Source organism: Yonghaparkia sp. Root332, assembly GCF_001425665.1.
Classification (GTDB): Bacteria; Actinomycetota; Actinomycetes; order Actinomycetales; family Microbacteriaceae; genus Microcella.
This window is the reverse complement of record NZ_LMCX01000001.1, coordinates 720,548-733,642: the sequence shown is the minus strand read 5'-3', so window position 1 is coordinate 733,642 and position 13,095 is coordinate 720,548. Positions and strand designations below refer to the sequence as shown.

Sequence of the window (13,095 nt, the reverse complement as noted above, 5' to 3'; positions counted from 1 at the left end):
GGACGGAATAGCCCGCAGCCGCAACTCGTTAGCAAGGGTAATGACCTATGCTAAGGATGCCATGACGATCACGAGCGACCCCGACGAGGACCTGCGGGTCCTGATCCAGAAGGTGGCCAGGCGCATCCGGGCCGAGCGGGGCGGCGAGGGCGTCACCGACACGCAGCTCGGGGTGCTGTGGCAGCTGGAGACCCACGGCCGGACGACGCCCGGCGTCATCGCCGAGCGCGAGCGCGTCAGCCCGCCCTCGATGAATCGCACCATCAACGCCCTCGAGGCGAGCGGCCTCGTCCGCCGCGAGCCGAGCGAGACGGATGCGCGCCAGGTCTGGGTGAGCCTCACCCCGGCGGGCGAAGAGCTCATCGCCGAGACCCGACGACTGCGCACCGCCTGGTTCCACCGCCAGCTGGACGCGCTCGAGCCCGACGAGCGCGCCGCGCTCGAGGCCGTGCGCCCCGTGCTGCGGAAGCTCGCCGACTCGTGAGGACGATGTTCCGCAGCCTCGGGCTCCTGAACTACCGCATCTGGTTCGTCGGGGCGATGGTGTCGAACATCGGTGCGTGGATGAACCGGACCGCGCAGGACTGGCTCATCCTCACCGAGCTCACGAACGAGGACGCGGCCGCGGTCGGCGTCGCCATGGCGCTGCAGTTCGGGCCCGCGCTCGTCATCGGACCCTACGCGGGCATCATCGCCGATCGCTTCGCGGGTCGGAAGCTGCTCGCCGCGACCCAGGCGCTGCAGGGGCTGCTCGCGCTCGGCCTCGGGCTCATCGTCATCCTCGACATCGCCGAGCTGTGGATGGTCTACCTCTTCGCCCTCGGCCTCGGCATCGCCACGGCTCTCGACGCGCCGGTGCGGCAGACGTTCGTCGGCGAGCTCGTCGGGCCTGACCAGCTGCCCAACGCCGTCGCGCTCAACTCGGCGTCGTTCAACGTCGCGCGACTCATCGGCCCCGCCGTCGCGGGCCTCCTCGTCGCCGCGATCGGCGCCGGCTGGGTCATCGCGATCAACGGGATGACCTACGCGGCGACCCTCCTCGCCCTCGCGATGCTGCGCGGCGACCAGCTGCACCCGCTCAAGAAGGAGAAGAAGGGGCGCGGGCAGCTGAAGGCGGGCATCCAGTACGTGCGCCGTCGCGGCGACCTCGTCGTCGTCTTCACGATGGTGTTCCTCGTCGGGACGTTCGGCTTCAACTTCGGCATCTTCACCGCGACGATGGCCCGGGTCGAGTTCGGGAGGGGCGCCACCGAGTTCGGACTCCTGTCGAGCATCCTCGCCATCGGATCGGTGGCGGGCGCCCTTCTGTCGGCCCGACGCGAGAGGCCGCGCCTGCGGGTCATCGCCCTCGCGGCGCTGGGCTTCGCGTTCAGCACGGCCGCGGCGTCGCTCATGCCGACCTTCGAGACCTTCGCCGCCGCGCTCGTGCTCGTCGGGTTCACCTCGCTGACCATGATCACCTCGTCGAACGCCTACGTGCAGACGACGACGCGCCCGGCGATCCGTGGGCGGGTGACGGCGCTCTACCTCACGATCTTCATGGGAGGAACCCCGATCGGCGCCCCGCTGCTCGGGTTCATCGCGAACGAGGCGGGGCCGCGCTGGGCCCTCGTCGTCGCCGCGCTCTCGGGCTTCGCGGCCGCCGCCGTCGCCGGGCTGTGGATGCGCTCGACCCGCAACCTGCGGCTCGGGCGCGACGGCGGGCCGTGGTGGCGCGTGCGCGTGCGGTACGACGGCGACGACTACGACCTCGAGACGGCGACGCGCGAGATCGCGATCGTGGAGGCGTCGGCGCGCAAGGGGTGAGCCGCGCGCGGTCGGCTCGCGGACGCAGGCCTTTCGGCCGGTGCCCGGCGCGGGTCGCGAGTGGGAGGATCGACCCATGGTCGTCTCGAAGCTTCCGAACCCGTGGGCGGGTCAGCCCGGCTTCTGGGCCGCCGTCAACCGGTTCTTCTACCCCATCGCCGGTCCCGCCGCGGTCGGCATCGGCCGCCCGGAGGAGCCCTACGTCGCGCCCGTCGACCCGACCTGCCCGCTCTGCGGAGCCCTCATGGCCGACCACGTGATCGAGCGCGGCGTCGGCACCACCGCGACGCGCCTGCACTGCCCGCCCGCCGCGGTCTGAGCCGGGCTACTCGAGGGCGACGAGGATCTCGCGCGTCGCCTGCTCGACCGCCGCGTGCAGGGAGCGGAGAGCGGATGCCCGGCGCGCCCGGGCGCGATCCGCTTCGGCGGGCGCGGGGCTCGGCTCGACTGCCGCGCTCGCGGCCGCGTCGACGAGGGCGCTGAGCTCGGCCGCGGCCCGGCGGCTCGCGGCGAGGCCGCTCGCGCCTCCGCCGACGTCGAGCGCGCGGAGGCTGCGCTCGGCGTGGACGAGGCCGTGCGCGACCGAGCGCGGGAAGCGCTCGTCGAGGGCGAGGAGCTCGATCGCGGTCGCGGCGGTGGGCGCTCCGCGGTGGGCGCGCACGTGCGCCTCGTGGGCTCCGGCGCTGCGGAGCACGAACATCCACCCGGGGTCGGCGTCGGCGTCGTCGGCGTGGGCGACGAGGAGGCGGGCCGTCGCGGCCGCGCGCTCGAGGCGGCGGCCGAGGGCGATGAGCTCGAACGCGCCGTCGCGCGCGACCGCCGACTCGATGAGCCCCACGGCGAGCGCCGAGCGCTCGCGCACCCAGGCGAGGAAGTCGCCGACGCGGGGCTCGACGACCTTCCGCGGCAGGCGCGCACGGGTGGCGACGAGCATGTCGTAGAGCTCGGCGGGCAGCGACTCCCGGGCGAGGCGGGCCGCATCGCGCGCCTCCACGAGCGCGTGCGCGATCGACGCGGGGTGGGAGCGGTCGGCGGTGAGCAGGTCGATGGCGGCGCTCCGGCCGAGCCGGGCATCCGCCGCATCGTCGGCACCGCACGCGCGGAGGACGAGGCGCGCGTCGGCGGCGTCCGGGAGGGGGTGATCGCGCGCGAGGAGGAGGTGCGCTTCGAGGATGCGGGCGGTCGCGTCGGCCCGCTGGACTCCGCGACCGAGGGCGAGGAGGTGCGCGGGCGCGCTCGCGGAGACGCCCGCAGCGCCCCGGACGAGGGGCTCGCCGATGCCCGCCATGCCGGGGAGCCTAGGCGGGCCGTGTTGCGCGAGTGTTTCGGCCGGGTGACGGCTCTAGAGCCAGCGGCGGGCGCGGAAGATCGCGAAGAGCCCGACGCTCGTGGCGAGCATCGCGACGAGCGCCGCCGGGTATCCCCACGGCTCGTCGAGCTCGGGCATGACGCGGAAGTTCATGCCGTAGATCGTGCCGACGAGCGTCGGGGCGAAGAGGATGGCCGCCCACGACGAGATCTTGCGCACCTCGTTGCTCTGCACGAGCGAGGCCTCCCCGAGCGCCCGCATCTCGGCGTTCTGCCGTTGCGTGACGAGTGTGGAGTTCACCTGCAGCGCGTTCTGCAGCACGGCCCGGAAGGTGTCGACGCGGTCGCCGACGCGCAGGGCGTGGTCGAGCACGTCGGCGAAGGAGTCGCGCAGGCGACCCTCGGGCGCGTCGACCGAGAGGCTGCGGATGATGCCCGGGAGCGGCTGCACCGCGCGCTGCAGCTCGATGACCTCGCGCGAGAGCTCGTAGATGCGGCGGCTGACGGCGTCGTCCCCGGCGAAGAGCTCGTCCTCGATCTCGTCGATGTCGTTCTCGAGACCGGCGATGACGGGCGCGTACTCGTCGACGACCTCGTCGAGGATCGCGTAGAGCACGGCGCGCGGGCCGAGGGCCAGCAGGTCGGGATCCGCCTCGAGGCGGCGGCGCACGCTCGCGAGGTTCGGCGACTCGGCATGGCGCACCGTGATGACCGCGTCGGCGGCGACGAAGACGTGCAGTTCGCCGAGCTCGACGCGCTCGACGTCGTCGACGTAGCGGGCGGGCTTGAGCACGATGAAGTCGCCGGCGGAGTGCCGGTCGAGCTTCGAGCGCTGGTGCCCGTGATGCGCGTCCTCGACGGAGGTCGCGTTGAGCTCGAACTCGTCGGCGACACCGGCGAGCTCCTCCGGGGCGGGTCGGTACATGCCGATCCACGCCATGCCGCCGCGCTCGCGCGCGAGGTCGGCGACGACGTCGAGCGCGGGAGGGTCCTCCGTGCGGGCGCCGTCGACGTAGACGGCCGTGTCGATCACGGGCATGGGCCCTCCTTCGCGTCGCCGCCGACTCTAGCGGCGGGCGTGACGTCGGCGGCGGATGCCCGGCGCGCGCTCGGCGGCGGGCTCAGCCGCGCGCGGCGAGCAGCTGCGCCTCGAGGCGCTCGACGTCGTCGCGGTGGCAGAGCTCGGTCGCCTCCGTCATCGCGGTCGCGGTGCCCGCCGCGACGCCCGCCCGGAAGGCGGCGTCGAGGTCGCGGCCCTGCGCGAGGCGCAGGACGAGCGCGGCGAGGAACGAGTCGCCCGCGCCAACGGTCGAGTGCACCTCGACGGGCGGGACCTCCAGGCGCGTGACGCCGTCGGCGGTGACGAGCACGGCGCCATCGCCGCCGAGAGTGAGCGCGACGACCTCGGAGGCGCCCCGGGCGACGAGCTCGCGCGCGGCATCCACGCGCGACTCGAGGTCGGGCAGCGCGCGGCCGACGAGCTCGCCGAGCTCGCGCGCCGACGGCTTCACGAGGTGCACGCCCTCGCGGAGGGCGGAGGCGAGCGCCGGCCCCGAGGCATCCACGATGCAGCGCGCCCCGATCGCTCTCGCCGACCGCGCGACACGCGCGTAGAAGTCGTCGGGCATGCCGGGCGAGAGGGATCCGCTCGCGACGACGTAGCCGCCCGGGGTCATGGCCCGTTGCGCCGCGGCGAGGCAGGCGCTCCACTCGTCCGTGGTGAGGTGCGGGCCCTGCAGCACGAAGCGGAACTGGCGGCCAGTCGAGAGCTCATCGATCGTGACGTTCTCGCGCGTCGACCCGTCGATGGGGATGGCGCGGCCGATGATGCCGTCCGCCTCGAGCAGCTGCCGGTAGGCCTGACCGGTGGGCCCGCCGACGGCGTAGATGGCGATCGACTGCCCGCCCAGGCGGTGGATGACGCGGCTCACGTTGACGCCGCCGCCGCCGGCGTCGGTGCGGCTCGGCCCGCAGCGCAGCTTGTGCTCGGGCTCGACGCGCTCGGTCGAGGTCGAGACATCGAGCGCCGGGTTCACGGTGAGAGTCACGACGGGCGCGCCCTGCGCGGGATGGACGACGTTCACGGCGGGCGTGCGGTCGGCGGGCGCTGTCATGCCGCAGAGCCTAGGCCTCGGCGGCGACCTGCAGGAGGGATGCCTCGTCGCGGCGCTTCTGCCGGCGGTAGTTGAGCACCTCGATGAGCACGAGCACGCCGACGAGCAGCACGGTGAAGAGCGCGGCCTCGAGCGGACTCCGCGTCGCGAGCTCGGCGATCGCCTCGTAGGTGGCGACGCCGACCACTCCCCAGATGAGCGCCCACGCGAGACCGCCGACCGCGAGGGCGGGGATGTACGCGAGGAGGGGCATCCGCAGTACGCCCGCGGCGAGGTTGGCGAGCGTCTGGAAGCCGACCGTCAGGAAGGAGGCGGCGACGACGGGGGCGCCCCAGCGCTCGACGATGCGCTCGGCGCGGCGGAAGCGCGGCGTCTCGAGCCGCGCCCTGAGCCGCGTGCGGCCGGCGCCGCCGCGCGCGCCCCGCCCGAGCGCGTAGTTCGCCCCGCCGCGCAGCAGCACCACGACGTAGAAGAGGCCGACGGCGAGAGGGAGCGGCAGGCCGAACGCGGTGTCGAACGGCTCCATGCCCTCAGCCTAATGAGCGGTGTTCGAGGATGCCCGGGGCGAAGGTCCCGGTTCGGTCGCGATCGGGGGCGGTCGCCGCCCGGTCGCACGAGCCGCTGCCCGGGCCGAGGCTCTCGATCAGCCCGCGAGCGAGGCGATGTCGATCACGAAGCGGTAGCGGACATCCGAGCGGAGCACGCGATCCCAGGCCTCGTTGACCCGGTCGGCGGTGATGACCTCCACGTCCGGGGCGACGCCGTGCTCGGCGCAGAAGTCCAGCATCTCCTGCGTCTCGCGGATGCCGCCGATCGTCGAGCCGGCGAACGAACGGCGGTTCGTGAACAGGCTGAAGACCGTCACCGGCATCGGCTCCCCCGGAGCACCCACGCTGATGAACGTGCCGTTGAGAGCCAGCAGGCCGAAGTAGGCGTCCAGGTCGATCGACGCGCTCACGGTGTTGAGGATGACGTCGAAGCGGTTCTTGAGCGCGACGAACGTCTCCGGGTCGCTCGTCGCGTAGTAGTCGGTCGCGCCCATCGCGAGACCGTCCTCGCGCTTGCCGAGCGACTGCGAGAGCACCGTGACCTCGGCGCCGAGAGCGACGGCGAGCTTGACCGCCATGTGGCCGAGCCCGCCGAGGCCGACGACCGCGACCTTCGAGCCCGGGCCGACCTTCCAGTGCTTGAGCGGCGAGTACGTCGTGATGCCCGCGCACAGCAGCGGCGCGACGCGATCGACGGGGATGGCGTCGGGGATGTGCAGCACGAAGCCCTCCGTGACGACGATCTCGGTCGAGTAGCCGCCCTGCGTGACCGTGCCGTCGCGATCGATCTGGCCGTAGGTGCCGATCGAGCCGTTCTCGCAGTGCTGCTCCTCCCCCGCGAGGCAGTTCGCGCACTCGCCGCAGGAGTTCACGAGGCAGCCGACGCCGGCGCGGTCGCCGACCGCGAAGCGTGTGACCTCGGCGCCGACCTCGACGACCGTTCCGACGATCTCGTGACCCACCGCGAGCGGATAGTGCTGCGGGCCCCAGTCGCCGCGGACGGTGTGGATGTCGGAGTGGCAGATGCCGGCCCACTCGATGCTGATGCGCACGTCGCGCGGGCCGACCTCGCGGCGCTCGATCGTGGCCACCTCGAGGGGAGCCTCAGCGGATCGGGCGACGATGGCGGGGATGACGGGCATGGCTGCTCCTCGTGTCGTGTCGTGGGTGAGGCGCGGAGGCGCAGAGTCACGCAGTCACGCGAACGGGGCGCGGCGAGAACGACGTGATCGTGCACTGCTCGGCGACGAGCCTCCGCACGTCCTCCAGGGTTCCACGCGGGCCCTGGGCGCGAGCTTGGACGAGCACGTTGCCGAGGGCCGTCGCCTCGACGGGGCCGGCGAGCACGGGCATCCCGGCCCGATCAGCGGTCAGCTGGCAGAGGAGGGCGTTGAGCGCTCCCCCGCCGACGAGGTGGATGACCGACACCGGTCGGTCGGCGAGCGCCGAGGCGGTGCGCACCGCCGACGCGAAGGCGAGGGCGAGGCTTTCGAGGATCGCGCGGGCGAGCTCGGCGCGAGAGGCGGGGGCCGCATCCCCCTGCTCGGTGATGAGCGCGGCGATCCGCGACGGCATCTCGCCCGGCGCGAGGAGTCGCGGGTCGTTGACATCGAAGGTCGGCACCGGTCGGGTGACGGTCGCCGCGTCGGCGAGCAGGGGACCGAGGTCGACGCGACCCGACTCGGCCTCCCACGATCGGATCGTCTCGCTCAGCAGCCACAGCCCCATCACGTTGTGGAGGAACCGCACTCGGCCGTCGACGCCGCCCTCATTGGTGAAGTTGGCCGCGCGGCCGGCATCGGTGATGACGGGATTCTCCAGCTCGAGACCGACGAGCCCCCACGTGCCGCAGCTGATGTACGCGGCATCAGGTCGAGTCATCGGAACGCCGACCACGGCCGAGGCGGTGTCGTGGGATCCGACGGCCGTGACCACGAGCCCCACGGGCGCCTCGAGCGCGGCAGCGACCTCGGGGATGAGTGCGCCGATCGTCTCGCCGGGTCGGACGAGGGGTGGGAGCAGCCGGCGCGGCAGCCCGAGCCGCTCGATGAGCGCCTCGTTCCACTCGCCCGTGCGCGGGTCGAGCAGCCCGGTCGTGGAGGCGTTGGTCGACTCGCAGATCGTGTGTCCGGTGAGCCAGAACGCGACCAGATCCGGGATGAGCAGAAGCGTCTCTGCCTCCGCCAGGCGCACGGGAGACTCGGCGGCGAGCTGGAACACCGTGTTGAAGGGCAGGTGCTGGATACCGGAGGCGCTGTAGAGCTCGTCGGGCGGCACGACGGCGTGCACCCTCGCGACACCGCGGGCTGTGCGCTCGTCGCGGTAGTGGAACGGCTCAGCGAGCATCCGACCCCCCGCCATGAGGGCGTAGTCGACGGCCCACGAGTCGATGCCGATCGAGGTGATGAGCGGGTCGTCGGCGAACGCCTGACGCAGGCCCTCCATGATGTGTCCGCGCAGTGCCTCGATGTCCCAGTGCAGGCCGTCGGCGCGCTGGACGGGGCCGTTCGGGAAGCGCGCCACCTCCACCATGTCGATCGAGCCGGCGTCGACGACGGCGCGCATGACGCGACCGCTCGTGGCCCCGAGGTCGACGGCGGCGACGTGGATGGTCATGCCGGCTATCGCAGGAACGCCGCGGCGACGCCCGCGTCGACGGGGATGTGCAGACCGGTCGTGTGCGAGAGGTCGGGCCCGGTGAGCACCGCGACCGCGTTCGCCACGTGCTCGGGCAGCACCTCGCGCTTGAGGATCGTGCGCTGCGCATAGAACGTGCCGAGATCCTCTTCCTCGACGCCGTAGGTCGCCGCACGGTTGGCTCCCCAGCCGCTCGCGAAGATGCCCGAGCCACGCACGACGCCGTCGGGGTTGATGCCGTTGACCTTCACGCCGTGCTCGCCGAGCTCGACGGCGAGCAGCCGCACCTGGTGCGCCTGATCGGCCTTCGTCGCCGAGTAGGCGATGTTGTTGGGCCCGGCGAACACCGAGTTCTTGCTCGAGATGTATATGACGTCGCCGCCCATCCCCTGCTCGATGAGGATGCGCGCGGCCGCCTTCGCGACGAGGAACGAGCCCTTCGCCATGACGTCATGCTGGAGATCCCAGTCGGCCTCGGTCGTCTCGAGTAGCGGCTTGCTGAGCGACAGGCCCGCGTTGTTGACGACGATGTCGACCCCGCCGAACGCGAGCACGGCCTCGGCGAGCGCCGCGTCGATCTGCGCCGCATCCGTGACGTTCGCCTGCACGCCGATCGCGACATCCGTGCCGCCGAGCTCGGCGGCGGCGGCCCGCGCCTTCTCGAGATCGAGGTCGGCGATGACGACGCACGCGCCCTCGGTGGCGAGGCGCGTCGCGATGGCCTTGCCGATGCCGCTCGCCGCGCCCGTCACGAAAGCGACGCGCGTCGCATGGCTCTTCGGCTTCGGCATGCGCTGCAGCTTGGCCTCCTCGAGCGCCCAGTACTCGATGCGGAACTTCTCGGCATCACTGATCGGCGCGTAGGTGCTGAGCGCCTCAGCCCCGCGCATGACGTTGATGGCGTTGAGGTAGAACTCCCCGGCGACGCGCGCCGTCTGCTTGTTCGCGCCGAAGCTGAACATGCCGACGCCCGGCACGAGCACGATGAGCGGGTCCGCCCCGCGTATAGCGGGCGAATCGGGGGTCGCGTGCGCCTGGTAGTAGGCGGTGTAGTCGGCGCGGTACTGCTCGTGCAGTTCTCTCAAGCGCTGGATGCTCGCCTCGACGTCCGCGTCGGCCGGCAGGTCGAGCAGCATCGGCCTGACCTTGGTCCGCAGGAAGTGGTCGGGGCAGCTCGTGCCGAGCTCCGCGAGCGCGGGAGCCTTCTCGCTCGCGAGGAAGGCGAGGACGCGCTCGTCGTCGCTGAAGTGGCCGACCATGGGTCGGTCGTGGCTCGCGAGGCCGCGGATCGTCGGGGCGAGGGCGGCGGCCTTCGCGCGGCGCTCGCGCTCGTCAGCGATCGCCTCGAAGCCGGTGCGCACGCCACCGAAGGGCTCGGCCGCGCCGTGCTCGTCGATGTGGGCCTGGGCGGTGTCGATGATCCAGCGCGAGTTCGCCTCGCACTCATCGGAGGTGTCGCCCCACGCGGTGATGCCGTGCCCGCCGAGGATGCACCCGATCGCCTGCGGGTTGGCGGCTTTCATCTCGGCGATGTCGAGCCCGAGCTGGAAGCCGGGTCGGCGCCAGGGCACCCAGACGACCTTCTCGCCGAAGATCTCGGCGGTGAGCGCGGGCCCGTCGACCGCGGTCGCGATGGCAATGCCCGCGTCGGGGTGGAGGTGGTCGACGTGGGGCGCATCCACCAGACCGTGCATCGCCGTGTCGATGCTCGGGGCCGCACCGCCGGAGCCGTGCAGGCAGTAGTCGAAGGCGGCGACCATCTCGTCCTCGCGGTCGACGCCCGGGTAGACGTTCACGAGCGCGCGCATGCGGTCGAGGCGCAGAACCGCGAGGCCCTGCTCGGTAAGCGTGCCGAGGTCGCCGCCCGAGCCCTTGACCCACAGCAGCTCGACGGGCTCCCCCGTCACGGGGTCGGTCTCGGTGCCCTTCGCGGAGGTGTTCCCACCGGCGTAGTTGGTGATGTGCGGCTCGGCGCCGAGGCGGTTGCTGCGGGCGAGGAGCTCGTGCTTCGTGGTCATTCGGCTGCGCCCTCCAGCTGGTCGGACAGATTGAAGACTTCGGGCAGTCGGCGCGCGGCCTGATCGGCACGGGCGGAGAGGCTCACGAAGAACCGGCTCATCTCCGACTCCCACGCGGCGGCGACCGGGCTCGCCGCGAGGGACGCCTGAGCAGCCGCGTCGTCATCGACCTCGTAGTAGCCGAACAGCGAGCCGTCGGTCTCGTCGAGGAAGAGCGAGTAGTTGCGGCGACCGCTCGCGGCGATCGTCTCGAGCATCTCGCGCCGAACCGGAGAGTGCACGCGGCGGTACTCGTCCAGCAGCTCGGGACGGACCTGCAGGCGGAAGGCGACCCTCACGCGCCCCACCCCGCCTGCTGGCCGCCGACGCGCTCGGCGACGATGCGCTCGCGGTAGCCGCTCCCGGCGTACGCCGCCATGGGGTCGGCGGGAAGGCCGCGCGACTCGCGCCAGGCGGCGAGGTCGGCACGGACATCCGTGTAGAAGGCGTCCATGAGGATGCCGTTCGCAGCGAGGACGTCGTTCGCGCGCTGGGCGGCGTCGAGAGCCTCACGATCGACGAGCAGCGCGCGCGCCGTCATCTCCTGGACGTTGAGCACGCTGCGGATCTGCCCCGGGATCTTCTCCTCGACGTTGTGGCACTGGTCGAGCATGAAGCCGACATCGCTGCCCTCGTCGTACGCGCCGCCCCGAACGACCTCGACCATGATCCGGAAGAGCTGGAACGGATCGGCCGCGCCGACGATGAGGTCGTCGTCGGCGTAGAAGCGCGAGTTGAAGTCGAACGAGCCGAGCCTGCCCAGGCGCTGCAGCTGCATGACGATGAACTCGATGTTCGTGCCGGGTGCGTGGTGGCCGGTGTCGAGGCACACCATCGCGCGGTCGCCGAGGGCCGCCACCTGGGCGTATGCCGTCCCCCAGTCAGGAACGTCGGTGTGGTAGAACGCCGGTTCGAAGAACTTGTACTCGAGGACGAGCCGCTGGTCGTCGCCGAGCCGCGCGTAGATCGCGGCGAGGCTCTCGGCGAGGTGGTCCTGCCGGCGACGCATGTCGTCCTGGCCGGGGTAGTTGGTTCCGTCGGCCAGCCAGATCTTGAGGTCGCGCGAACCCGTAGCGTGCATGACCTCGATGCAGGCGAAGTGGTGGTCGATCGCGCGCTGGCGGGCCGCGGGGTCGGAGGCGGCGAGCGAGCCGAACTTGTACTCCTCGTCCTGGAAGGTGTTGGAGTTGATCGTGCCGAGGGCAACCCCGTGCTCCTGCGCGTGCGCGCCGAGCGCCTCGTAGTCGGCGACGCGATCCCAGGGGACGTGCAGCGCGACACTCGGGGCGAGACCCGTGTGACGGTGAACCTCGGCGGCATCGGCGATCTTCTCGAAGGGGTCGCGAGGAGTGCCGGGCGTGGTGAAGACCCTGAATCGCGTGCCCGAGTTTCCGAACGCCCACGAGGGAAGTTCGATCGCCTGACGCTCGAGGTGCGGCGCGATCGAATCGAATGTCGTCATGAAGGGGAGTCGCTCTCTTGTTCGACCGTTTTTGAATCGTTTCACAAGAGTATGTCTGAGCCGAGCGGACGTCAAGTGAATCGATTCGACTAGCCTGGCCGCATGGCTCCGATCGGCATCAAGGACGTCGCGCGGCACGCCGGGGTCTCCGTCGGCACCGTGTCGAACGTGCTAAACCGTCCCGCGCTGGTCAGTGCTGAGACGGGCGTGCGCGTTCGTCGGGCGATCGACGAGCTCGGCTTCGTGCGCAACGACGCGGCACGTCAGCTCCGCGTGGGTCACAGCACCACGATCGGGCTCGTGGTCCTCGATATCGGCAACCCCTTCTTCGCCGAGATCGCGCGCGGCGCCGAAGACGCCGCCGACTTGGCGGGCCACTCGGTGATCCTGGGCAATAGCGACGAGAACGCGAATCGCGAAGGCGCGTATCTCGATCTCTTCGAGGAGCAGCGCGTTCGCGGGGTGCTGATCTCGCCGATCGGGGATGTCACCGATCGGCTCAGCCGACTTCGGCGACACGGCACGCGAGCCGTGCTGGTCGACCGCAGCGGCGAAGGCACGGGCGTGTCGTCCGTCTCCGTCGACGACGTCGCCGGCGGCTATCTGGCGGTGAAGCACCTACTCGAACTCGGACGCCGTCGAATCGCCTATCTCGGTGCCCAGTTCGAGATCCGGCAGGTCACAGACCGACTCGACGGCGCGCGTCGTGCCGTCGCCGAGGTGCCGGGGGCGTCGCTCGAAGTGGTGACTGCCAGCGGTCTCTCGGTGGTCGACGGTCGGGACGCCGGTGAGCAGCTGGTCCAGCGGCCTCCGCGTCAGCGCCCGGATGCCATGTTCACGGCCAACGACGTGCTCGCGGTCGGCGTGCTGCAGGCCTTCGTCATGACGGGCAGGGTTCGCGTGCCCGACGACATCGCCCTTGTGGGGTACGACGACATCGACTTCGCGTCGGCCACGGTGGTGCCCTTGACGTCGGTGCGGCAACCGAGTCGACTGCTCGGCGAGACTGCGCTGCAGATTATGCTCGAGGAGCTCGGTGACCCCACGTTGGCCCCGAGAAACGTCGTCTTCACTCCCGAGCTCATCGTGCGATCGAGCACAGTGTCACCGACGATGTCGCACTCGCCCGACCCTCACGAAGGCGCAAGGTCATGACCTCCCGG

At 71.6% G+C, this 13,095-nt stretch carries 13 protein-coding genes; 4 read left to right on the top strand and 9 right to left on the bottom strand.

The genetic code is table 11. The features are described from left to right. Positions 1 to 61 precede the first annotated feature (61 nt). The 3 genes from ASC54_RS03485 to ASC54_RS03475 all read left to right on the top strand — a co-directional run bounded on the left by ASC54_RS03485 (position 62) and on the right by ASC54_RS03475 (position 2,125). Positions 62 to 484: a MarR family winged helix-turn-helix transcriptional regulator gene (locus ASC54_RS03485; RefSeq protein ID WP_055857492.1), complete on the top strand. Its 423-nt coding sequence runs from the start codon at positions 62 to 64 to the stop codon at positions 482 to 484. Then, complete coding sequence (locus ASC54_RS03480; protein WP_156376713.1) at positions 481 to 1,806, top strand: MFS transporter; 1,326 nt, start codon at positions 481 to 483, stop codon at positions 1,804 to 1,806. Before ASC54_RS03485 ends, ASC54_RS03480 begins: the two co-directional genes overlap by 4 nt. Before the next feature lie 76 nt (positions 1,807 to 1,882). Further along, entirely contained in the window at positions 1,883 to 2,125 is a 243-nt protein-coding gene (locus ASC54_RS03475; protein ID WP_055857496.1) for a hypothetical protein, read from the top strand. Positions 2,126 to 2,131: 6 nt separating this feature from the next. On the opposite strand, the gene ASC54_RS03470 is transcribed toward ASC54_RS03475, so the two are convergent. From ASC54_RS03470 to rhaI, 9 genes are all read right to left on the bottom strand, one after another. Beyond that, complete coding sequence (locus ASC54_RS03470; protein ID WP_055857498.1) at positions 2,132 to 3,094, bottom strand: alpha-E domain-containing protein; 963 nt, start codon at positions 3,092 to 3,094, stop codon at positions 2,132 to 2,134. 54 nt (positions 3,095 to 3,148) lie between these two features. Continuing rightward, positions 3,149 to 4,153, bottom strand: a complete 1,005-nt coding sequence (locus ASC54_RS03465; protein WP_055896701.1) for a magnesium and cobalt transport protein CorA — start codon at positions 4,151 to 4,153, stop codon at positions 3,149 to 3,151. An 82-nt stretch (positions 4,154 to 4,235) separates the two neighbouring features. Beyond that, on the bottom strand, positions 4,236 to 5,228 hold the full coding sequence (locus tag ASC54_RS03460; protein ID WP_055896698.1) for a 1-phosphofructokinase family hexose kinase: 993 nt from the start codon (positions 5,226 to 5,228) through the stop codon (positions 4,236 to 4,238). Between the two features lie 10 nt (positions 5,229 to 5,238). Next, positions 5,239 to 5,754, bottom strand: coding sequence for a DedA family protein (locus tag ASC54_RS03455; RefSeq protein WP_055896696.1), 516 nt, complete (start codon positions 5,752 to 5,754; stop codon positions 5,239 to 5,241). Positions 5,755 to 5,871: 117 nt separating this feature from the next. Further along, a complete protein-coding gene (locus tag ASC54_RS03450; protein WP_055857504.1) occupies positions 5,872 to 6,918 on the bottom strand; it encodes an NAD(P)-dependent alcohol dehydrogenase in 1,047 nt (348 codons plus the stop codon). Between the two features lie 46 nt (positions 6,919 to 6,964). Beyond that, on the bottom strand, positions 6,965 to 8,392 hold the full coding sequence (locus ASC54_RS03445; RefSeq protein ID WP_055896694.1) for a rhamnulokinase family protein: 1,428 nt from the start codon (positions 8,390 to 8,392) through the stop codon (positions 6,965 to 6,967). 5 nt (positions 8,393 to 8,397) lie between these two features. After that, positions 8,398 to 10,431 (bottom strand): bifunctional rhamnulose-1-phosphate aldolase/short-chain dehydrogenase, encoded by a 2,034-nt coding sequence (locus ASC54_RS03440; RefSeq protein WP_055896693.1) that lies wholly within the window; start codon positions 10,429 to 10,431, stop codon positions 8,398 to 8,400. Further along, positions 10,428 to 10,769: an L-rhamnose mutarotase gene (locus tag ASC54_RS03435; protein ID WP_055859249.1), complete on the bottom strand. Its 342-nt coding sequence runs from the start codon at positions 10,767 to 10,769 to the stop codon at positions 10,428 to 10,430. Before ASC54_RS03435 ends, ASC54_RS03440 begins: the two co-directional genes overlap by 4 nt. Next, positions 10,766 to 11,932 (bottom strand): L-rhamnose isomerase, encoded by a 1,167-nt coding sequence (rhaI, locus tag ASC54_RS03430; protein WP_055857510.1) that lies wholly within the window; start codon positions 11,930 to 11,932, stop codon positions 10,766 to 10,768. Before rhaI ends, ASC54_RS03435 begins: the two co-directional genes overlap by 4 nt. A gap of 102 nt (positions 11,933 to 12,034) precedes the next feature. On the opposite strand from rhaI, the gene ASC54_RS03425 reads away from it, so the two are divergent. Then, on the top strand, positions 12,035 to 13,087 hold the full coding sequence (locus ASC54_RS03425) for a LacI family DNA-binding transcriptional regulator (protein WP_055896690.1): 1,053 nt from the start codon (positions 12,035 to 12,037) through the stop codon (positions 13,085 to 13,087). The last annotated feature ends 8 nt before the right edge of the window (positions 13,088 to 13,095 follow it).